Genomic DNA, 22,225 nt, shown 5'->3' with positions numbered 1-22,225 from the left:
GTAAGCAAGTGATGAGTGGCGACTTCCTCGCGCTGGCCCGGCCCGGCGTGCAAAAACTATCGCCTTACGTTCCCGGAAAACCGGTGGACGAACTGGCGCGCGAGTTGGGCCTTGATCCAGCGCATATCATCAAACTGGCCAGCAATGAAAACCCGCTCGGCGCCAGTCCCAGGGCGTTGGCGGCAATCAGCGCAGCGTTGGCCGGGCTGACACGGTATCCCGATGGCAACGGCTTTGATTTGAAAATGCGTCTTGCCGAGCGTTGTGGTGTCGAGGTCAATCAGGTCACGCTGGGCAACGGGTCAAACGATATCCTGGAGATTGTCGCACGTGCCTATCTGGCCCCCGGCTTGAATGCGGTGTTCAGCGAACACGCGTTTGCGATCTACCCGATTGTCACGCAGGCATTAGGTGCCGATGCCCGCGTTGCGCCCGCCAGGGAATGGGGGCACGACTTGCCTGCCATGCTTGCGGGCATCGACCAAAATACCCGCGTGGTCTTCATCGCTAATCCGAACAATCCGACGGGCACCTGGTTTGGTCCTCAGGCGTTGGAGGATTTTCTGACCGATGTGCCCAAAGACGTGTTGGTGGTGCTGGACGAGGCTTACATCGAGTACGCCGAAGGTGCGGACTTGCCTGACGGCCTTAATTTTCTGGCTGAGTATCCCAATCTTCTGGTTTCCCGAACGTTTTCCAAAGCCTATGGCCTCGCCTCACTGCGTGTGGGTTACGGGTTATCGTCGCCGGTCGTTGCGGACGTGCTCAATCGCGTGCGTCAGCCGTTCAACGTCAACAGCTTCGCGTTGGCAGCGGCAACGGCCGCGCTCGATGACGTCGATTATGTCTCCGAAAGCCGCCACCTGAATGAAGCCGGTATGCAGCAATTGCAAGACGGTCTGCAGTCGTTGGGTTTGAGCTGGGTGCCTTCCAAAGCCAATTTCCTGGCGGTAGATCTCGGCCGTGAAGCTGCGTCCGTTTACGACGGGTTGCTTCGCGAAGGCGTCATCGTTCGGCCGATCGGTGGTTACGGTATGCCGAACCACCTGCGCGTGAGCATCGGCCTGCCTTCTGAAAACAGCCTTTTCCTTCAAGCACTGAGCAAGGTTCTGGGCGCGTGATTGATGTTAATTCTGCGCAAATGCGACCGCCTTTGGTGGGTCGCCTGGTGGTCGTTGGCCTGGGTTTGATTGGCGGCTCTTTCGCCAAGGGCCTGCGCGAAAGTGGCCTGTGCCGTGAGGTGGTGGGCGTCGATCTTGATCCTGAGTCGCGCAAGCTTGCAGTCGAGTTGGGCGTGGTCGATCGCTGTGAAGACACCCTCGCCGCAGCATGTGTCGGCGCCGATGTGATTCAACTGGCAGTGCCTATCCTCGCGATGGAAAAACTGTTGGCAGTGCTTGCCACGCTGGATCTGGGCGATGCGGTGCTGACTGATGTCGGTAGCGCCAAAGGCAATGTGGTGCGTGCCGCGCGTGAAGCCTTTGGGGCGATGCCGCCACGTTTCGTGCCGGGGCATCCGATTGCCGGTTCCGAGCAAAGCGGGGTGGAGGCTTCCAACGCGCAGTTGTTTCGTCGCCACAAGGTAATTCTTACGCCGCTTGCCGACACTGATCCAGCCGCGCTGGCCGTGGTTGACCGCCTCTGGACTGTGTTGGGCGCTGACGTCGAGCACATGCAAGTCGAACGCCACGACGAGGTGCTGGCCGCAACCAGCCACCTGCCGCACTTGCTGGCCTTCGGACTGGTGGACTCGTTGGCCAAACGTAATGAAAACCTGGAAATTTTCCGCTATGCGGCGGGCGGTTTTCGTGATTTCACCCGTATTGCAGGCAGCGATCCAGTGATGTGGCACGATATCTTTCTCGCCAATCGCGAGGCGGTATTGCGCACCCTGGACACTTTTCGCACTGACCTGGATGCACTGCGCGACGCTGTTGATGCAGGCGACGGCCAACAACTGATGGGGGTCTTTACTCGCGCACGTACAGCTCGCGAACATTTCGGTGAAATCCTCGCGCGTCGTGCCGGCACCTGGAAATCAACGGCTGATACCTCTGTGCTGCTGACGCGTGCCGGTGGTGAGGTCAACGGCCGGATTCATGTCAGTGACGACATCGCCTGCGTGGTGGCTTACCTGGTGGGTGCCTGCATCAGCGTCGGCTCGGTGTTGCGCCTGGAGCAGGTGTTGCTGGATGCTGCGCTGGTTGGTGTGATCGACTTCCTGCGTCTGATGGGTGCTGACATCACGCTCGAAAATCAGCGAGAAGTCGGTGAGCAGCCGGTAGCTGACTTGCGCGTAAGGTATGCGCCGTTGAGTGGTATCGAGATTCCCGAGGCGCTCGTGCCCCGTGCGATGGATGAATTTCCGGTGCTGTTCGTTGCAGCGGCCAGTGCTCAGGGACGTACGGTATTGCATGGCGCCCAAGCAGCGCAGGTCAGGCAGTCCTTGCGCATTCAGGCGATCTGCGATGCGCTTGCGGTACTGGGTGTGAAAATCGAGTCTACAGTGGACGGCGTCATTATTGAGGGCGGCACGCTCGGTGGCGGTGAAGTCCACGCGCATGGTGATCACCGCGTCGCCATGGCATTAAGCATTGCATCGTTGCGAGCAACGGCACCTATCCGTATCAGCGACTGTGCCGGTCTCGCAACTTCATTCCCCCATTTCCTGGCGCTTTGTGCTCAGGTGGGTATTCGTGTAGCGCAAGAGGGGCAATCGTGAAAGCTCAAGCTCCGGTCATTACGATCGACGGACCAAGCGGTTCAGGGAAGGGCACAGTGGCCGGTATGCTGGCCAAGCGTCTGGGGTGGTGTCTGCTTGATTCCGGTGCGCTCTATCGTTTACTGGCATTCGCGGCGCGCAACCATGGAGTTGATCTGACTAACGAAGAGGCGCTGAAACTGTTGGCCGCTCATCTGGACGTGCAGTTCGAAGCGGCTACCGACGATCACGGGCAGCGCATCATTCTAGAGGGCGAGGATGTCACGCTCGCCATCCGCAATGAGCAGGTCGGAAGCGGTGCTTCGCAGGTGGCGTCGTTGCCTGCGGTGCGCGAAGCATTGCTTCAGCGTCAGCGGGCTTTCCAAGAGTTTCCAGGCCTTATCGCCGATGGGCGCGACATGGGCACAGTGGTATTTCCTGCCGCGCCGCTGAAGGTGTTTCTGACCGCCAGCGCCGAGGAGCGAGCCCGACGTCGTTACTTGCAGTTGAAGGCCAAAGGTGATGATGTTAGTCTGTCGAGTCTGCTAAGTGAGATATGTGCACGTGACGAACGTGACACCCAGCGAGCGGTAGCCCCGCTCAAGCCAGCGCATGACGCTATACAGCTGGATTCCACTGAATTATCTATCGAGCAGGTGTTGGAACGCATCTTGAGTGAAGTCGCACTTCGCGACATCGCCGGATGACCAGAAAGCCATGCGGGAGACCAGTCATAGTCCCGCAGGCTTTTCTTCATATGAACGAAACCCACGTCGACTGGGATGTGGCAGATGGGCGTATTCTTCGCCCTTATCAACAGGAATTAAAATGAGCGAAAGCTTTGCTGAACTTTTCGAAGAAAGCCTAAAGACCCTTAACCTGCAGGCCGGTTCGATCATCACCGCTATCATCGTTGATATCGATTACCAGGCTGGTTGGGTAACGGTTCATGCCGGTCTGAAATCTGAAGGCCTCATCCCGCTGGAGCAGTTCCACAACGACGCTGGCGAGCTGACCATCAAGATCGGCGACGAAGTTCATGTTGCTCTTGACGCGGTCGAAGACGGCTTTGGCGAGACCAAACTGTCCCGCGAAAAAGCCAAGCGTGCTGAGTGCTGGATCGTTCTGGAAGCAGCTTTCGCTGCTGAAGAAGTGGTCAAGGGCGTTATCAACGGTAAGGTTAAAGGCGGCTTCACTGTCGACGTTAACGGCATCCGTGCGTTCCTGCCTGGTTCTTTGGTTGACGTGCGCCCTGTGCGTGACACGACTCACCTGGAAGGCAAAGAGCTCGAGTTCAAGGTCATCAAACTCGACCAGAAGCGCAACAACGTTGTCGTTTCCCGCCGTAGCGTCCTGGAAGCCGAGAACAGCGCTGAGCGCGAAGCTCTGCTGGAATCCTTGCAGGAAGGCCAACAGGTCAAAGGTATCGTCAAAAACCTCACCGATTACGGCGCATTCGTCGATCTGGGTGGCGTCGATGGCTTGCTGCACATCACCGACATGGCCTGGAAGCGGATCAAGCATCCATCGGAAATCGTCAATGTTGGCGATGAGATCGACGTTAAGGTTCTGAAATACGATCGCGAGCGCAATCGTGTTTCCCTGGGTCTGAAGCAACTGGGCGAAGACCCATGGGTTGCTATCAAGGCACGTTACCCAGAAGGCACTCGCGTAACTGCGCGTGTTACCAACCTGACCGACTACGGCTGCTTCGCAGAGCTGGAAGAAGGCGTGGAAGGTCTGGTGCACGTTTCCGAAATGGACTGGACCAACAAAAACATCCACCCTTCGAAAGTCGTTCAGGTTGGCGACGAAGTGGAAGTTATGGTTCTGGACATCGACGAAGAGCGTCGTCGTATCTCCCTCGGCATCAAGCAGTGCAAATCTAACCCATGGGAAGATTTCTCTGGTCAGTTCAACAAGGGCGATAAGATCTCCGGCACCATCAAGTCGATCACCGATTTCGGTATCTTCATTGGTCTGGACGGCGGAATCGACGGCCTGGTTCACTTGTCCGATATCTCCTGGAACGAAGTGGGCGAAGAAGCCGTACGTCGCTTCAAGAAGGGCGACGAGCTTGACACCGTCATCCTGTCGGTTGATCCAGAGCGTGAGCGCATCTCGCTGGGTATCAAGCAACTGGAAAGCGATCCGTTCTCCGAGTACGTCACTGTCAATGACAAAGGCGCAATCGTCCGCGGTATCGTTAAAGAAGTTGACGCCAAAGGCGCCATCATCACCCTGGCCGACGACATCGAAGCGACCCTCAAGGCCTCTGAAATCAGCCGTGACCGCGTAGAAGACGCGCGTAACGTTCTGAAAGAAGGCGAAGAGATCGAAGCTAAGATCATCAGCGTTGACCGCAAGAGCCGCGTAATCAGCTTGTCGATCAAGTCGAAAGACGTTGAAGACGAGAAAGAAGCAATTCAGAGCCTGCGTAGCAAGCCTGAAACTGCTGAAAACACTGGTCCTACCACTCTTGGTGACCTGTTGCGCGCACAAATGGAAAAGCAGAACTAAGTTCAGCTTAACCATGCAAAAAGGGCGACTTAGGTCGCCCTTTTTTGTGCCTGTCATCTCATGGGATATCGCAGCAACGGTCTTATGAGCACTTACCGAACGGCCATCTCCGCAATTTCTCGACTGCCAGGGTTGGGGTCCGCCAGTACCTGATCAGGGTAATGGCGCCAGGCCCGATGTCATCACGCATTTAACTCTGGAAACAGGCTGTTCAAATTCATCCAGCCATGCTAAAACCTTCGGACCGCTTTTCCTAGCTGCTTGAAAAAGAAGGGAAAAATATGACGAAGTCGGAGTTGATCGAACGAATTGTCACCCATCAGGGGCTGCTCTCATCCAAGGATGTCGAGTTGGCTATCAAGACGATGCTTGAGCAAATGTCTCAGTGTCTCGCAACTGGCGACCGGATTGAAATTCGGGGGTTTGGCAGCTTCTCTTTGCATTACCGCGCGCCACGCGTTGGTCGCAATCCTAAGACTGGACAATCCGTCAGCCTCGACGGCAAATTCGTACCTCACTTCAAGCCGGGAAAAGAATTACGTGATCGCGTGAACGAAGAGGAGGAGGAAGGCCTCCAATAGCCAGTTAGAGGAGTTGCAAATGCGAAACCTGAAACGCCTCATTTTTTTCGTAATCGTCTTGCTGATTGCATTGGTAACGGTAGTGTTCACGCTGGAAAATCAGCAGTCTGTTTCCTTGGTTTTTTTCGGCTGGGCTGCACCGCAAATTTCTGTAGCGGTACCGATGATACTGTCGTTGCTGGTCGGGATGATGATTGGGCCAATGCTGGCCTTTATCGGTCGTCTGCGTAAGAAGCCAAAGTCTGCTCGGGCTGCCTGATCAGCTGACCGCGCGCTCTGTGGAACCCGGTGCATGCCGGGCCGTCATCTGTGTTCAGCGCAAGTGCACTGATTTGCTGCTTTATTCCGAAATATTTCTGAATCGTTGTGGGTTGATCTGCCAGGATTGTGCAGCTAGTCTGCGCCGCGTTTTGTGCATCGCCTTCCAAGACACGTTAATCGATTCGCTTGAGCCAGCTCTCGATCTGTCAGTGCAGTTGCGCAACGAAACTGGCTGAGTCGATCCATTCAAAGATGCTCCCCGTTGTTTTTCCTTCCAGCCTTCCATTTACGTTCTCTGTGGTCATGTCATGCCAACAAAAATACTGATTACAGGTGCCTCGGGTTTTTTGGGGCGTGCGCTGGTGGGTACTTTGAGCGGCTCCAACGATTATCAGTTAACGGCCGCTGTACGCGCCAGACAGGTTGACTGTGCACCATCAGTTCCAACATTCGTGGTGGGTAATATTGATGCCCGGACTGACTGGGGTAATGCGCTCGACGTCGATGTAGTCATACACACGGCCGCACGAGTGCATGTGATGCACGAACACGTTGATGATCCTATGGCGCTGTTTCGGGAAGTGAACACAGCCGGTACCCTGAATCTGGCCACGCAGGCTGCGAAGGCTGGCGTCAGACGATTCATTTTCATCAGCTCCATTAAGGTCAACGGAGAATCCACTCTACCGGGCAGGCCGTTTTTAGCGGATGAGCCTTGCGCGCCTTGTGACCCCTACGGCCTTTCAAAGTACGAAGCGGAGCAGGGGCTGATGGAAATGGCCGCTTCAAGTCAAATGGAGGTCGTCATTATCCGGCCTGTTCTGGTTTACGGTCCTGGTGTCAGAGCGAACTTTCAACAACTGATGCGTATCTTGCGCAGAGGTCTTCCGGTGCCTCTGGGTGCTGTAAACAACGCCCGCAGTCTCGTGAGTCTGGATAATCTGGTAGACCTGATTCGGGTATGCGCAGACCATCGTGCGGCGGCAAATCAAATATTCCTGGTAAGCGACGACCAAGACGTATCAACCAAGGAGCTTGCGCGTCGACTCGTTCTATTACTGCGCTCGAAAACCTGGTTGGTGCCGTTTCCTGATCACTTGATTTTCAGATTCGCCAAGCTGGTGGGTCGTAACTCTTCGGCGAGGCGGGTGCTGGGGTCACTGCAGGTCGATATCAGCAAAACAAAACAACTGTTGAATTGGTTGCCGCCGGTTTCGCTCGACGAAGGGCTCAAGCGCACAGTCGACCATTTTATGAAGATGGAAAAGAAATGAACTACGCCGGTTTGATGTTCATGGGGGTGTTCGTTTCGTTCTCGCTGACCTATTGCCTGAGACGTTACGCGTTGCACAAAAGCCTCATGGATATCCCCAACGCCAGAAGTTCGCATTCGGTCCCCACGCCCCGTGGTGGCGGTGTTGCCATCGTGATCAGCCATCTATTGGCCATGGTGCTGATGCTCTGGGCAGGTGTTCTGGATACTTCGATGTTCATGGCAATGACCGGTGCAGGGTTGCTGATCGCCGGTATCGGTTTCATCGACGATCATAACCACATTGCCGCACGCTGGCGCTTGCTAGGCCACTTCACTGCCGCTGCCTGGGGTTTGTTCTGGATCGGGGGGCTTGCGCCGTTGAGCCTGGCGGGCTTCACGCTTGAAGCTGGGTTGGTGGGCAGCATCATTGCTGCTTTTTACCTTGTCTGGATGCTTAACCTGTACAACTTCATGGACGGGATTGATGGCATTGCCAGCGTTCAGGCTTTGTGTGCTTGCGGTGGGGCGGCACTGCTGTATGCGATCACTGGCCATACCGAGCTGATGTGGATGCCGCTCACACTGGCTGCCGCGGTGGCAGGGTTTCTCTTTTGGAATTTCCCGCCAGCGCGGATATTCATGGGCGATGCCGGGAGTGGCTTTCTTGGCGTCACCCTCGGATTGTTGTCGCTGCAAGCTGCCTGGACATCCTCATCGCTCTTTTATGCGTGGCTTATTTTACTGGGCGTTTTCGTGGTTGACGCTACAGTCACATTGATTCGCCGGGGGGTACGGGGCGATAAGGTCCATGAAGCCCACCGTAGTCACGCATATCAATTCGCTTCGCGTCTTTACAACAGCCACTTGCGCGTAACGGCTGCGGTGGGGGCGATCAACCTTTTTTGGCTGATGCCTATCGCGTTCAGTGTTGTCGTGTTCGGCTTCAACGCAATTATTGGTATATTCGTTGCCTACGCCCCTCTGGTGTTTCTGGCCCTGAGATTTCGGGCAGGCGAGCTGGAGTTAAAGTGATCAGCACACGTCACTCGTCGCGATGAATAAAAGCAGCATATTCACCTCCCCCACGGAGTAGGGTTGTATGGGGGTCTAGTCGATAGGAGTTTGAGCAGGTGGTTGACGGAATCATGAATAAATTACGCGCTTTCCTGGTGGCATTGCCACGCAGGCAGAAACGGGTAATTCAGGTCGCGACCGATGTCGTGCTTGTCTGGTTCGCGTTGTGGATGGCTTTCGTGGTGCGTCTCGGGATCGACGATCTCATCAATCCGCTTGAAATTCATACATGGCTTTTCGCAAGCGCTCCTGTGATTGCCATTCCGCTGTTTATTCGCTTTGGCATGTACCGCGCGGTCATGCGCTATTTTGGCAATGACGCACTGGTCGCTATTATCAAGGCGGTCAGTCTTTCGGCGCTGATCCTTGGCGTCGTCGTTTATCTCTACAGCAACCACCAGCACGTCGTTCCCCGGTCGGTGATGTTCAATTACTGGTGGTTGAGCCTGGTGATGATCGGCGGGCTCCGGCTGGCGATGCGCCAATATTTTCTGGGCGACTGGTTTTCCGCCGCGCAGCACATGCCTTTTACCAGCCGCGATGACGGTCTTCCCAAAGTCGCGATCTATGGCGCTGGTGCTGCGGGTAATCAATTGGTCGCGGCACTGCGAATGGGCCGGGCCATGCGCCCGGTTGCGTTCATTGACGATGACGACTCCATCTCCAATCGCGTCATTTCCGGACTGCTCGTCTACAAGCCCAAGCACATCCAGCAGATGATTGAGGCTACCGGCGCTCAGGAAATCCTGTTGGCGATTCCTTCCTCTGCGCGGACCAGACGTCGTGAGATTCTGGGGCTTCTGGAGGGCTTCCCGCTGCATGTGCGCAGTGTGCCGAACTTCACTGACCTGGCTGCCGGTCGGGTCAAGGTCGACGACTTGCAAGAGGTGGATATTGCCGACCTGCTCGGACGCGATTCCGTGCCAGCCCAAGAGGATTTGCTGGAGCATTGCATCAAGGATCAGTGCGTTCTTGTGACTGGCGCGGGGGGCTCAATCGGCTCGGAGCTGTGCAGGCAGATTCTTCTGCTAAAGCCAACCACCCTTCTGTTGCTGGATCACGGTGAGTTCAATCTCTATACGATCCTGTCCGAACTTGAAGAGCGTATCGAGCGTGAGTCGCTGAGCGTGCGGCTCTTGCCGATTCTCGGTTCAGTACGTAATCACTCCAAATTGCTGGACGTGATGAAGACATGGCGGGTCAATACCGTGTATCACGCAGCCGCCTACAAGCATGTCCCGATGGTCGAACACAACATTGCCGAAGGTGTGATGAACAACGTCATTGGCACCTTGAACACCGCCCAGGCCGCTTTGCAGGCGGGCGTTGCCAACTTCGTTCTGATCTCTACGGACAAAGCGGTCAGGCCGACCAACGTGATGGGCAGCACCAAGCGTCTTGCGGAACTGACCCTGCAAGCGTTGAGCAGGGAAGCGGCGCCGGTGATGTTCGGCGACCGGTCCAACGTGCATCAAGTGAACAAGACGCGGTTTATCATGGTGCGCTTCGGCAATGTGCTGGGCTCATCCGGCTCGGTCATTCCGTTGTTTCACAAGCAGATCAAATCGGGTGGGCCGCTGACGGTGACCCACCCCAAGATCACCCGTTACTTCATGACCATTCCCGAGGCGGCACAGCTGGTTATTCAGGCGGGCTCCATGGGGCAGGGCGGTGATGTGTTCGTGCTGGATATGGGCGAGCCAGTCAGGATCATTGAGCTTGCTGAGAAAATGGTGCATCTGTCGGGGCTGAGCATTCGATCCGCGAAGAATCCACAAGGCGACATCGCTATCGAGTTCACCGGTCTGCGTCCTGGAGAGAAGCTTTACGAGGAACTGCTGATTGGTGACAACGTTGCCGCCACCAGTCACCCGATGATAATGAGCGCGCATGAAGATTACCTGACGTGGGACGTCTTCAGGTCACGTCTTTCCGCACTTCTGCAGGCGGTCGAAGACGATGATTACACGCTGGTCCGGCAGATACTCCGGGAAACGGTCAGCGGTTATTCGCCCGATGGCGACATAGTCGACTGGATTTACCAGCAGCGCCGTCACGAACCGTAACGATTAACGCGTGCCGGGCATATGCCCCGCTTCACTGCCTGATTACAGGCTTGGATCCAGGCATCAGGCACCGGGAAATATTCAGTGACCACCCACGCCGTTGACGCTCCGAGACGTTGAGCTAGGGTGTTAAAGCAGCTCAGGAATGCTGCTTAAACCCAATCGATGTCATGGAGCGTTATCAATGCGTACTTCCCCTCTTTGCGCCCTCGCGTTCGCTTTTCTCACCAGCTTTTCGGTTTTGGCAACCGCTGCGCCAGCGGCTATGGTTCCTGCCAATCCTGAGGTTGTCATGCAGCCGGCCGAGCAAGGCGCCAAGGTTAACCTCAACACCGCAGACGCACAGACCCTGCAAAAAGAACTGTCCGGAATCGGCGCAGGCAAAGCCATTGCCATCGTCGCTTACCGTGATGAGAACGGGTCGTTCACGTCGGTGGATGAGCTGATCGAAGTGAAAGGGATTGGCAAGGCAATCCTCGACAAGAACCGCGACAAACTCGCCATCGAGTAAAACTGCCTCTCTCAAGGAGACCGATCATTTGATCGGTCTTTTTTTTGCCTGTTGTACTGAGCTGCCCGTCTAATCCCTGAATGGGCCTTGAGTGCTGTTAATATCGCGAATGTCAGTCGTCATATGAATTGCAAATTATACGCGTAAGATAACTTTCCACGTTGGCGCGGCCTGTTGCGTCCGATTAGCAGAGAAAAAGGAAATGGCATGAGCGAGCGTCGAATTGTGGTCACCGGCATGGGCCTTGTAACGCCCCTGGGAAGCGGCGTCGAGCCTGTCTGGCGGCGTTTGCTCGAGGGGCGGTCCGGCATCGTCCGGTTACCCGATGAGGTGGTGGCTGACTTGCCGGGCAAAGTGGGTGGCCCTGTGCCTTTACTGGTTGACGATCCCGAAGCGGGCTTCGATGCTGACGCCGCTGCGCCGCCAAAAGAGCAGAAGAAGATGGACCGTTTCATCTTGTTCGCACTGGCTGCTGCCAAGGAGGCCGTGGCGCAGTCTGGCTGGGTGGCTGACACTGATGAGAAGCGCGAGCGCACTGCGACCATTATCGGTTCCGGGGTTGGCGGATTTGTATCCATCGCTGATGCCGTTCGCACCACCGATACTCGCGGCCCGCGTCGCCTTTCACCGTTCACCATTCCCTCATTTCTGGTCAATCTCGCCGCAGGTCATGTGTCAATTCAACATGGTTTCAAAGGCCCGCTCGGTGCCCCGGTGACGGCCTGCGCAGCAGGGGTTCAGGCGATTGGGGATGCCGCTCGGATGATTCGATGCGGCGAAGCAGACATAGCCATCTGTGGCGGCGCCGAGGCGTCGATTGATCGTGTGGCGTTGGGAGGGTTTGCGGCGGCGCGTGCACTGTCCAGCGATTTCAACGACACGCCTGAGCGTGCTTCGCGTCCGTTCGATCAGGATCGTGATGGCTTTGTGATGGGCGAGGGCGCCGGCATCATGGTGATCGAAACCCTTGAGCATGCGCTCGCAAGGGGCGCGGTGCCGATTGTCGAGCTGGTCGGCTACGGCACAAGCGCCGATGCATACCATCTGACGGCAGGACCGGAAGACGGTAGCGGCGCACGCCGTGCCATGCAAATAGCCATTCGCCAGGCAGGGATCAAGGCCGCCGATGTCCAGCACGTCAACGCCCACGCCACGTCGACCCCAGTGGGTGACAAAGGCGAGATGGCGGCGATCAAGGCCGTATTTGGCGATCAGAATGGTGTGGCCGTGACGTCGACCAAATCCGCCACGGGTCACCTGTTGGGCGCGGCGGGCGGCATTGAGGCGATCTTTACCGCGCTGGCCATCCGCGACCAGATCGCGCCCAAAACCCTGAACTTCGAAACCCCGGACGAAGCGGCTAAAGGCATCGACATCGTGCATGGCAAAGCGCGCCCGATGGCTATCGAGTACGCCTTGTCCAACGGTTTCGGGTTTGGTGGGGTCAATGCAAGCGTGTTATTCCGACGCTGGCACGCCTGAGCCAATGATTGCGTTTCCTCATCGTCGATGAGGAAAACGCGTCAGGCTTTTTCGATATGTTCGTTGAGCTGCGTCCGTGTCGTGTCGAGAATGCGGTTAGCCAGCTTCGGGTCCTGCACACTGCGAGACAGTACCAAGGCCCCGACCATCGCCGACATAATCATCAGGCCTTTGTCGCGGTTGTACTCGTCGGGCAGTCCGGACTCGAGCCTGGCCAGCATTCGCTGGATCAGCTCATCCGTGGTGTCGCTGGGCTGTCCACGCTGGCCGAGCTCTGCCGCCATGGTCGGCAGTGGGCAGCCTTCAGCAGGGGCGTCACGGTGTGCGCTGGACAGGTAGAGATTAATGAAGGCGGTCGCAGAAGGTTCGTCGCTCAATTTCTGCGTGCTTGACTCCATCACCTGGTCCACCGCGCAGCGCAGCGCCTTTTCTACCAGATCGTCTTTGGATTTGAAGTGGGCATAAAAACCCCCGTGAGTCAGGCCCAGCGCCTTCATCAAAGGCTGCAAGCCAGTCGCCCCAATGCCGTCTTTTCTGAAGCGAGCAGCCGCTTCGTGAAGGATGCGCTGATGAGTTTGGGCTTTGTGATCTTCGGCGTAACGCATTAAAGGAGCCTCCCGACATGGCTCTTGGGATGGTGATCGACATTCTCAGATGGATGAGAAACGGATGCAGTATCCACTTTTCGGGCTAAATCGCCATCGGTCAGTTGCTTGGCCGCCTTTTTAGCAGGGGGGCGATGGCATAATCGCGCCTTAATCCGTCCACGTTTGAATAGCTATTTTTGTGAGCCCGACCATGCACGTATTGCTCTGCGAAGACGACGATCTGATTGCTAGCGGTATTGTTGCAGGCCTGGAAGCGCAAGGCCTGACACTGGATCGGGTCGCCACTGCCTCCGCTGCACGCGTTATGTTGTCGGCGGCGCACTTCGATGTGATGGTGCTGGACCTCGGTCTCCCGGACGAAGACGGCCTCAAGCTGCTCAGGCAATTGCGTCACCAAGGCACCGATCTGCCGGTATTGATTCTTACCGCTCGCGATACCGTGTCTGACCGGGTCGATGGCTTGCAGGCAGGCGCGGATGACTATCTGCTCAAACCTTTCGACCTGCGTGAACTCAGCGCGCGGTTGCACACGCTGATCCGGCGAATGGCCGGGCGTAGCGTCAACGTCATCACCCACGGTTGCCTGACCTACGACCCCCCAGCTGTTTCAGCGTATTGCTCAGACCATTGACCGCGAGCGTCGGTTGACCGGCGATGCCGCCCATGAGCTGCGCAGTCCGTTGACGGCGATCAAGACCCACCTGCAAGTGGCCCAGATGACTGACGGCGCTGCCCGAGACAAGGCGCTTGCCCAAGCAGAAGCGGGCGCTGACCGCCTCCACCGAACACTTGAACAGTTACTGCTGCTGGCCAGGGTCGAGGGCAGCTTGTCGTTCGACGACGGTGTTCAGTGCGATGCCCACCAGGTTGCCCGGCTGGCCATTCAGGACGCTGCTCATGGCGACGAAGCGCGCATCGTATTGAGCGTTTCGCCGTCAGTGTCTTCGGCCTCCCTGGAAATGCCTGCGGTGTTGGCCATCGCCGCGTTGCGCAATCTGCTGGACAACGCCTTGCGGCACGCCCCGGCCGACACCCGCGTGGAGCTCACCCTCCAGACTCAGGGCGGCCAGGCGCATTTTTGCGTGCGTGACCACGGCCCCGGTATTCCTGAGACCGATCTGGACAAACTCACTCAGCGCTTCTGGCGCAACGGCAAAAGCCCCGGCGCCGGGCTGGGGCTGGCCATCGTGCAGGCGATTGTCCAGCGTTGCGGGTGTTCGCTGCGTTTTGACAGCCGACCTGATGGCTTGCGGGTCGAGTTGCAGATGCCGCTTCGGGGCAGTGCTACAACCCCGCTCGGTGTCTGATTGCCGGGCTGCCGCTAGGCGCGGATGTCGGGTGATGGCTCGGCAAGCCGCTTGGGTCGGCGTAAACGCATGACCAGTCCGTAAAGCAGCGGTACGAAAAACAGCGTGAGGATGGTCGCACTCAGCATACCGCCGAACACGCTGGTACCGATGGCCCGCTGGCTGGCAGAGCCAGGGCCGGTCGCCAGCATCAACGGCAGTACCCCAAAGATGAAGGCCAGCGATGTCATGACGATAGGGCGCAGGCGCATGCGCGCGGCTTCAAGTGCTGCGTGCAACACTGACGCACCCTGCCGGTGCAGGGTTTCGGCAACCTCAATGATCAGAATCGCGTTTTTTGCCGACAGCCCGATCACTGTGATCAGCCCGACCTTGAAGTAAAGATCGTCCGGCATGCCGCGCAATGTGGTTGCCAGCAACGCGCCGATGGCGCCTAGCGGGATCGCAAGAATCACCGCCATCGGGATCGACCAGCTTTCGTACAGGGCGGCCAGACAGAAGAAGATCACCAGAATCGACACGCCAAACAGCATCGGCATCTGATTGCTCGACACTCGCTCCTGATACGACTGCCCCGACCATTCCAGACCGAACCCGCCTGGTAGTTCATCGACCAGACGCGTCAAGGCGTCCATCGCCTGTCTTGTGCTGTAACCCTTGGCCGGTGCACCGCCGATTTGCAGAGCCGCAAACCCGTTGAAGTGCTCGATTTCCAGCGCGTCGACGGTCCAGCGCATGCTCACGAAAGCGCTCAGCGGCACCATCCCTCCGGCTTTGTTACGGACCTGCGCTTGAAGCAGGCTCTCTGGCTGCTGGCGGTCCTTGCCTTCGGCCTGAACGATAATCCGCCGCACCTGATTGTTGTAGATGAAGTCCCCGAGGTAATCCGAGCCGTACAAGGTGGCCATGGTCTGATTGATCTCGCTTAACGACACACCCATGCTCTGGGCCTTCAGGCGATCAATCGATACCCGCAATTGCGGCGCGTCGTCCTGCCCCGAAAACGACATATTGACCAAGGCAGGGTCTTTGGCGGCCAGTGCGAGCAGTTGATTTTTGGCGTCGATCAACGCGTCATGCCCCAGTCCGCTTCGGTCCTGGAGGCGCAGGTCAATGCCCTCGATGCGCCCCATCGACGGCAGGGGCGGCGTATTGATTGCCTTGACCTGGGCTTTTGGATGACGCGAGGTGCCGTGTTCGAAATGCTCGTTGACCCGCGCCAGAATGGCGTCCAGCTGCTGGTCGGGCTGTTTTCGCAGGCCCCAGTCGATCAGGGTTGGCCAGATCATGCCCGCGTTCTGGCCATCACCGAAATAACTGAAACCCTGCATGGCGAACAGGCTGGCGATGTTCGAATCGGTTTTGAGGAAGGCTTGCACTTCATCCAGCACCTCCCGGGTATCGGCTTGGGTCGATCCGGTGGGCAGCATGATTACGGTGGCGAAACCGCCCTTGTCTTCACTGGGTAGAAAAGCACCGGGCAGCCGCGCCATGAGCAGCGCCATCGCTGCAAACAACGCAAGGTACAACAGCAGAAACCGAACCGGCCGACGTAAGAAACCGGTCAGGGTGTGGGCGTAAAAGCGCGCGAGGGCAGGGCTCAGGCGTGCGAGACGACCCACCGAGCGTTTATGTCCGACCGGTTTGAGCAACGTGGCGCAGAGCGCCGGGGTGAAGCTCAGGGCGAGAAATGCCGAAAGCACCATCGGCACCGCAAGGGCCACGGGAAATTGCCGATAGATTTGTTCCACAGCACCCTGAAACAGGGCCATGGGAATGAACACAGCGGTGAGCACAAGCGTAATGGCAATAATCGCACCGCTGATCTGGCCCATCGCTTTGAGAGTCGCCTGACGAGGTGGCAGCCCTTCTTCGCGCATGATGCGCTCGACGTTCTCCACTACCACGATTGCATCGTCCACCAGAATGCCGATGGCCAGGACCATGCCGAACATCGTCAGCACGTTCAGCGAAAATCCCAGCATCCACATCACGCCACAGGTGCCTGCCAGCGCAATTGGCACCACCAGCCCGGGAATCAGCGTGGCGCGCCAACTGCCGAGAAATAGCCACATCACCAGAAACACCAGCACCATGGCTTCGATCAGTGTGTAACCGACCTTGATGATCGAAAGCTTGACGAACACCGAGGTATCGAACGCGGTCTGGTAGTGCATGCCAGGCGGGAACTGAGCAGCCAGCGCCTCCATGGTTTTTTTCACTGCCTCGGTGGTGCTCAATGCGTTGGCGCCGGACGCCAGCTTGATTGAGATTGCACCTGCATAGCGGCCATTGACGAACGCCGGGTAGGCGTAATTGTTGCCACCGAGTTCGACTCGGGCTACATCGGCCACGCGCAACGCCGAGCCGTCGTTGTTGACGCGCAGGGCGATCGCGCCAAAAGCGCCGGGCGTGTCGAGCTCTTCCTGTACGGTCAGCGGCGCGGTAATCGCGGTGCCCGCAGGCGAGGGCGATGCCCCGATGGCGCCCAGCGTGATCCTCTGGTTTTGCAGGCTGATCGCAGAGATCAGTTCGGTGGTGGTGATGCCGGTAGCTGTCAGCCTGTGAACATCAGGCCAGATACGCATGGCGTATTCCGGACTGTAGACCTCCACCTGACCCACTCCATGCACCCGCAACAGTGCCGGACGCACGATGCTGGTGGCGTAATCGCCCAGCTGGATGTCGTCAACGCTGGGGTTGTCGGCGGTGAGCGTGACGAACAACAACTGGTTTTCCCCGCTCTGCTCAACGCCAATGCCCTGGCGACGCACGCTTTCCGGCAGCCGCTCCTCCACCCGTCGAATGCGGTTTTGCACCTCCACTGCCGCCAGTTTGGTGTTGGTGCCGGTTTCAAAATACAGGCTCAGCTCCACCAGCCCTTCAGAGCTGGTGGAGTTGAAATAGAGCAGCCCGGGAATACCGTTGAGTTCGCGCTCGATGACTGAAGTGACGGTTCTCTCGGCAACCTCCGGCGAAGCGCCGGGATAACTGGCGGAGATCGTGACCCTGGGCGGCGCCACGTTTGGGTATTGCTCGACCGATAACCGGGAAGCGGCAAAACCGCCACTGAGCACAATAAAGATCGCGATCACCCAGGCCATGACCGGGCGATCTATGAAGAAGGTGGACATGAATTTCCTTATTGGCGCTCTGCCACACTGCTGTTGCTCGTCAAAGACTTCGCTTGCACTGCTTGTCCGTCACTCAGGGCACCGCCATCCAGAATTACCCGCTCGCCGCCCGTGAGTCCGGAGGTGACGCGCCATTGCTTGCCTTCCAGGGTGTCGGCGGTCACCGCGACCTGCCGGGCGTGGCCATTGACCTCGAGCATGACGAAGGCGCCGGTGCGCGTGCGGGTCAGGCCGTGCTGCGGGATCAGAACAGCCGTTTGGGCTTCTGGCCGCTGAAACTCCACCTGCACGTACATGCCGGGCAGCAACAGATGATCGGGGTTGCTGAACAGCGCGCGCATGGCGACGGTGTCGGTTTGCGGGTCAACGGCGGTGTCGGAAAACAGCAGCTTGCCCGGCGTGCCGTACAGTGATCCGTCGCCCAGGCGCACATTGACCGGCATCGGTTCGCTGTTTTTTTCCTGCGTGACGGTGGCTTTGCGCAGCGCCAGAAACTCGGTCGCCGGCTGGGAAAAATTCACGTAGATCGGGTCGATCTGTTCGACGGTGGTGAGTTTGGTGCCTTCATCCTGGCCCACCATTGCGCCTTCGGTGATCATCGCGCGTCGAGCGCGCCCGGTAATGGGCGAGGTCACGCTCGCGTAATCGAGCTGCAACCGGGCGCTGCGCACTTTGGCAGCGGCCAGTTGCTCGGCGGCGCGAAGTTGTTTTTCCAGAAACAGATCTTTGCGGTACTGCTGAACACTGATCGAATCGTAATCGCGCAACTGTCTGGAGCGCTGGGCGACGTCGCTCGCGGCATCCGCCGTGGCGCCGGCCTGGGCGAGTTCTGCTTCGGCGGCGGCAAGGCTCGCCTTGAGGGGAGCAGGGTCGATCAGGAACAGCAGCGCACCGGCTTTGACCTCCGAGCCCTCGGTGTACGTGCGTTTCTCGACGATGCCAGCCACTCGCGCACGAATTTCCGCAGTGCGGTATGCCTCCAGACGCCCGGTCAAGACAGTAGTCGGCGCCTTACTGGAGCGCACCGCAGTCACCACATCGACTCGTATCGGTTGTTCGATAATGGCTGCAGGTTGCGGTTTTTCGCACCCACTCAGCACACTGAACAGGGCGAATACGGCGACGATGGCAATGCGTAAAAACCGGGAAGAAGGCATTCGCAAACCTGAAGAAACAAGAAATGATCCCAATCGTACACATCCATGCGCGTGTAGTTAGGCTATTTATTTATCAGCGACGCTGCTGGTGAGCAAATGTTGGGCCAGTACTTAGGTAGCGGGCCAACAGTGACCGCGCGCCAGAAAAGAATCTGCTTGCTACACGCGTGAGCACGCTCCCTGCATCGCTGTCGGATTGGTCTGTAAATGCTCATCTTGTCAGACAAGCCTTTGATTCTTTTCCCTAATCCCGGACAATCGCGCCCCTTTCCCTGTAGAGAACCGGTCAGGGGCGCCGACTGCCATGTTTTTCGACGCGCTTTTGACCATGTAGCTATCACCGGCAACGGAGACATCGACCGGATGAATGATCAGGCCAATAGCGTCGAAGAACGCTTCGACACCGCACCCGCGAGCGTCGATTCATGGAACCGCAACGACACGACCTGGATGCTCGGTCTGTTTGGCACCGCCATCGGTGCGGGTACCCTGTTCCTGCCGATCAATGCAGGCATCGGCGGCTTCTGGCCTTTGGTGATCCTGGCGTTGCTGGCATTCCCGATGACGTTTTACGCGCACCGCGGCCTGACCCGATTTGTGCTGTCGGGGCGCGACGGTGCCGACATCACCGAAGTCGTCGAGCAGCATTTCGGCAAGGGTGCCGGGGCGCTGATCACGCTGCTGTATTTCTTTGCCGTGTTCCCCATCCTGCTGATCTACAGCGTGGCGCTGACCAATACGGTTACCAGTTTCCTTGAGCATCAGATGCACGTTCAGCCTCCGCCGCGTGCATTGCTGGCATTTTTGCTGATTCTGGGATTGCTCGCCGTGGTGCGCTGCGGCGAGCGGATCATCGTCAAGGCCATGAGCCTGATGGTTTATCCGTTTATCGTCGCGTTGTTGTTTCTGGCGGTGTTTCTGGTGCCGCACTGGACGGGCGGAATTCTCTCCACCGCGACCACATTGCCTGAGCCTTCGGCGTTGCTGCACACCTTGTGGCTGGCGATCCCGGTGATGGTCTTCTCTTTCAACCACTCACCGATCATCTCGGCCTTTGCCGTCGATCAGAAGCGCCACTACGCAGAACACGCTGAGCAGCGTAGTTCGCAAATCCTCGCCCGCGCGCATGGGTTGATGGTGGTGATGGTGCTGTTCTTTGTGTTCAGTTGCGTGCTGACGCTGTCGCCTGAGCAACTGGCCGAAGCGAAATCGCAAAACCTGTCGATCCTGTCGTATCTGGCCAATCATTTCAGCAACCCCACCATCGCGTTTGCCGCGCCGCTGATTGCCTTCGTGGCAATCACCAAGTCCTTTCTGGGCCATTACATCGGTGCGAGCGAAGGCCTCAAGGGGCTGGTTGTAAAAACAGGCCGTCGGCCTTCGCCGCGAGTGCTGGATCGTCTGACTGCAGGGTTCATGCTGGTGGTTTGCTGGCTGGTGGCGACGCTCAACCCGAGCATTCTCGGCATGATCGAAACCCTGGGCGGCCCGGTGATTGCAGCGCTGTTGTTCCTCATGCCGATGTACGCCATCCACAAAGTCCCAGCCATGCGTCAGTACGCTGGCAAGCTGTCGAATGTGTTTGTGGTGGTGGTCGGTCTGGTGGCGATCTCGGCGCTGGTGTACCCGCTGATGCAATAAACGCCTATCCGCCGAGCGGGTAAAACCGCGTCTGTCCAGCGGCATTTGTCGCTTGCGTCAGGGCCTGTGCGGCAACATGCTGCTTCGCACTTTCCATCCTTGAACAGGGTCGATCATGAGCGAAGCATGCCTGCCGCCTGGCACTGACAGCGATGTCATAAAACCTTGTTTGAGTCCACCAAAGCGATTCCGTGTCGGATCGACTGGCAGACCCTGACCTTCAGCTATATCGGCCCGCAAATAGAGACGTTGCTGGGCTGGACACCGCATAGCTGGATTGGTATCGACGACTGGGTTTCGCGCATGCACCCCGACGATCAGGCGTACGTCGTCGATTTCTGCGTATCGCAGCCCAAGGCGGGTGTTGATCACGAGGCTGACTATCGACCGTTGACCAAAGACGGCGACTACGTGTGGATTCGGGACGTGGTGCATGTGGTGCGCTAGAACGGTGAAGTCGAGTCGCTGGTGGGTTTCATGTTCGACATCAGCGAACGCAAGAAGACCGAAGAACACCTCAGCCGCCTGCAAAAACAGCTTGAGGAATATTCTTTTCAGGATGGTCTAACCGGCATCGCCAACCGGCGCATCTTCGACACCGTACTCGAGCGCGAGTGGGCACACGCGCAAGGCACGCAACTGCCGCTTTCGCTGATCATCATCGACATCGACTTTTTCAAGCAGTACAACGACCAATACGGTCACATCAAAGGCGACGAAGCCCTGCACATTGTCGCCAAGACCTTGTCGCAAGCGGCCAACAAACCACGCGATTTCATTGCGCGGATCAGTGTCGAAGAGTTTGTCTGGCTGCTCCCGGAAACACCTCTCGACAAGGCTCGGCTGGTGGCGGAGAAGTGCATGCAACGGGTGCGTCAACAGCAAATCGTGCACGAAAAATCCGACGTCTCACCGCTTCTGACCCTTAGCCTGGGTGTGGGCACCACGGTTCCTGCGGAGGATGCCGGCGCGCTGTCTTTCGTCGAAAAAGTCGACCGCCTGCTGTATCAAGTCAAACGCAACGGTCGCATGCGGGCTGAATACGGAGAGTTTTGAGCGTTGGCGGGAATGAATTTCAGAACAGCGGACACCCTGGAAACAAAGCGTTCGTCACTATTCGTTTAGTTGATAGTCACCATCAAAAATCGCGAGTTTTGTTTTCCCGGCAAAAGAGGAGGATGGCCCAATACCGAACAGCGTTTACCCAAGGAGATACGCGATGAGAATTTCTGTGCTGCTGGCTCTTGTCGCCGTATTCACTGCAGCTGTCGCCACCACATCGGTCTACGCCGCAGACGCTCAAGCCTGTCATCTCATGCCTGTTGCCGACAGCGCCATGGGCCTGCAAGCCAACCAGTCAGTGGGTGTGATCTACAGCGAAAATACCGTCAGCAACATCGAGTATCTGGAACGCTATCACTCGGTTGCCCTCAAGGGCGTGAAAAACGACGCACTGGACTCCCGAATCCGTCAGGCATTCGTCAACAGCTCCGATCCGAAACTGGCCGTTGACTGGCTCAAGGGTTCTCTGGAGAAGCAGTTTGCGTCGGTTACGGTGTATGACAGTCTGGACGCAGTGATGCAGGCTCATCCTGACGTGGTGGTGATGCTCGACACTTACAACCGCCTCGTCACCCAGCGCAATACCGCGGTTGAAGCGCGTTTTGTGGCGAAGTTCTACGACACCAACCTGCAGTACATCGGCAAGGCCGAAGGCTACGGCGGCAAAGAGCTGTCGTCGGTGTGGGTACACGACAAAGCCGCGCCAGAAATCGCTGCACAGATCGACCAGCAGCGCGTACTGCAAGTGAATGCCCTGAAGCAGTTCGATGCATCGCTCAAGGCTCTGGTGACGTCGGGTGAAGTGGCGCAGATCGCCAAAAACTGAGGCGTGAACACGTGAGGCGCCTGACTACGGCGCCTCCGG

Annotated in this window: 16 protein-coding genes and 3 pseudogenes; 16 read left to right on the top strand and 3 right to left on the bottom strand. The window is 57.7% G+C overall.

What is annotated here, in order from left to right; all coding sequences use genetic code 11:
* Positions 1-11 precede the first annotated feature (11 nt).
* The 11 genes from hisC (at position 12) to fabF (ending at position 12,451) form a co-directional block, all read left to right on the top strand.
* Positions 12-1,121, top strand: a complete 1,110-nt coding sequence (hisC, locus tag OYW20_RS18245; protein WP_268797329.1) for a histidinol-phosphate transaminase — start codon at positions 12-14, stop codon at positions 1,119-1,121.
* 20 nt (positions 1,122-1,141) lie between these two features.
* A complete protein-coding gene (locus OYW20_RS18240) occupies positions 1,142-2,722 on the top strand; it encodes a prephenate dehydrogenase/arogenate dehydrogenase family protein (RefSeq protein ID WP_268801176.1) in 1,581 nt (526 codons plus the stop codon).
* Positions 2,719-3,408: a (d)CMP kinase gene (cmk, locus tag OYW20_RS18235; protein ID WP_268797328.1), complete on the top strand. Its 690-nt coding sequence runs from the start codon at positions 2,719-2,721 to the stop codon at positions 3,406-3,408. The genes OYW20_RS18240 and cmk overlap by 4 nt, the downstream gene beginning before the upstream one ends.
* A gap of 121 nt (positions 3,409-3,529) precedes the next feature.
* Positions 3,530-5,221, top strand: a complete 1,692-nt coding sequence (gene rpsA / locus OYW20_RS18230) for a 30S ribosomal protein S1 (RefSeq protein ID WP_074752926.1) — start codon at positions 3,530-3,532, stop codon at positions 5,219-5,221.
* Between the two features lie 281 nt (positions 5,222-5,502).
* On the top strand, positions 5,503-5,802 hold the full coding sequence (ihfB, locus tag OYW20_RS18225) for an integration host factor subunit beta (protein ID WP_268797327.1): 300 nt from the start codon (positions 5,503-5,505) through the stop codon (positions 5,800-5,802).
* Between the two features lie 19 nt (positions 5,803-5,821).
* Positions 5,822-6,061: a lipopolysaccharide assembly protein LapA domain-containing protein gene (locus OYW20_RS18220; RefSeq protein WP_268797326.1), complete on the top strand. Its 240-nt coding sequence runs from the start codon at positions 5,822-5,824 to the stop codon at positions 6,059-6,061.
* 310 nt (positions 6,062-6,371) lie between these two features.
* Complete coding sequence (locus tag OYW20_RS18215; protein WP_268797325.1) at positions 6,372-7,337, top strand: UDP-glucose 4-epimerase family protein; 966 nt, start codon at positions 6,372-6,374, stop codon at positions 7,335-7,337.
* Positions 7,334-8,350: an MraY family glycosyltransferase gene (locus tag OYW20_RS18210; protein WP_268797324.1), complete on the top strand. Its 1,017-nt coding sequence runs from the start codon at positions 7,334-7,336 to the stop codon at positions 8,348-8,350. The genes OYW20_RS18215 and OYW20_RS18210 overlap by 4 nt, the downstream gene beginning before the upstream one ends.
* A gap of 113 nt (positions 8,351-8,463) precedes the next feature.
* Complete coding sequence (locus tag OYW20_RS18205; protein WP_268797323.1) at positions 8,464-10,458, top strand: polysaccharide biosynthesis protein; 1,995 nt, start codon at positions 8,464-8,466, stop codon at positions 10,456-10,458.
* Between the two features lie 184 nt (positions 10,459-10,642).
* The gene (locus OYW20_RS18200; protein WP_268797322.1) at positions 10,643-10,969 is read left to right on the top strand and encodes a ComEA family DNA-binding protein; all 327 of its coding nucleotides are present in this window, start codon (positions 10,643-10,645) and stop codon (positions 10,967-10,969) included.
* Between the two features lie 207 nt (positions 10,970-11,176).
* Positions 11,177-12,451, top strand: coding sequence for a beta-ketoacyl-ACP synthase II (gene fabF / locus OYW20_RS18195; RefSeq protein WP_268797321.1), 1,275 nt, complete (start codon positions 11,177-11,179; stop codon positions 12,449-12,451).
* Positions 12,452-12,492: 41 nt separating this feature from the next.
* Here the strand turns inward: fabF and OYW20_RS18190 are convergent, their stop codons facing one another.
* The gene (locus tag OYW20_RS18190; protein WP_268797320.1) at positions 12,493-13,056 is read right to left on the bottom strand and encodes a TetR/AcrR family transcriptional regulator; all 564 of its coding nucleotides are present in this window, start codon (positions 13,054-13,056) and stop codon (positions 12,493-12,495) included.
* A 193-nt stretch (positions 13,057-13,249) separates the two neighbouring features.
* On the opposite strand from OYW20_RS18190, the pseudogene OYW20_RS18185 reads away from it, so the two are divergent.
* Positions 13,250-13,657, top strand: a pseudogene (locus OYW20_RS18185) (response regulator); the annotation flags it as partial.
* Positions 13,650-14,366, top strand: a pseudogene (locus OYW20_RS18180) (sensor histidine kinase); the annotation flags it as partial. The pseudogenes OYW20_RS18185 and OYW20_RS18180, both read left to right, overlap by 8 nt.
* Positions 14,367-14,380: 14 nt before the next feature.
* Here the strand turns inward: OYW20_RS18180 and OYW20_RS18175 are convergent.
* Both OYW20_RS18175 and OYW20_RS18170 read right to left on the bottom strand, forming a co-directional pair.
* Positions 14,381-17,500, bottom strand: a complete 3,120-nt coding sequence (locus tag OYW20_RS18175; RefSeq protein WP_268797319.1) for a multidrug efflux RND transporter permease subunit — start codon at positions 17,498-17,500, stop codon at positions 14,381-14,383.
* Between the two features lie 8 nt (positions 17,501-17,508).
* Positions 17,509-18,657 carry an efflux RND transporter periplasmic adaptor subunit gene (locus OYW20_RS18170; protein ID WP_268797318.1) on the bottom strand — a complete coding sequence of 383 codons (1,149 nt, stop codon included), beginning with the start codon at positions 18,655-18,657 and terminating at the stop codon, positions 17,509-17,511.
* A 363-nt stretch (positions 18,658-19,020) separates the two neighbouring features.
* Here OYW20_RS18170 and OYW20_RS18165 point away from each other — a divergent pair, with 363 nt between their 5' ends.
* The 3 genes and pseudogenes from OYW20_RS18165 to OYW20_RS18155 all read left to right on the top strand — a co-directional run bounded on the left by OYW20_RS18165 (position 19,021) and on the right by OYW20_RS18155 (position 22,186).
* On the top strand, positions 19,021-20,298 hold the full coding sequence (locus OYW20_RS18165; RefSeq protein WP_268797317.1) for a serine/threonine transporter: 1,278 nt from the start codon (positions 19,021-19,023) through the stop codon (positions 20,296-20,298).
* Between the two features lie 165 nt (positions 20,299-20,463).
* A pseudogene (locus OYW20_RS18160) lies at positions 20,464-21,354 on the top strand (diguanylate cyclase domain-containing protein).
* A 163-nt stretch (positions 21,355-21,517) separates the two neighbouring features.
* Complete coding sequence (locus OYW20_RS18155) at positions 21,518-22,186, top strand: ATPase (RefSeq protein WP_268797316.1); 669 nt, start codon at positions 21,518-21,520, stop codon at positions 22,184-22,186.
* Positions 22,187-22,225: the final 39 nt, after the last annotated feature.

It is taken from the genome of Pseudomonas sp. BSw22131 (genome assembly GCF_026810445.1).
GTDB lineage: Bacteria > Pseudomonadota > Gammaproteobacteria > Pseudomonadales > Pseudomonadaceae > Aquipseudomonas > Aquipseudomonas huanghezhanensis.
This window is presented reverse-complemented; position numbering and strand designations above follow the sequence as displayed.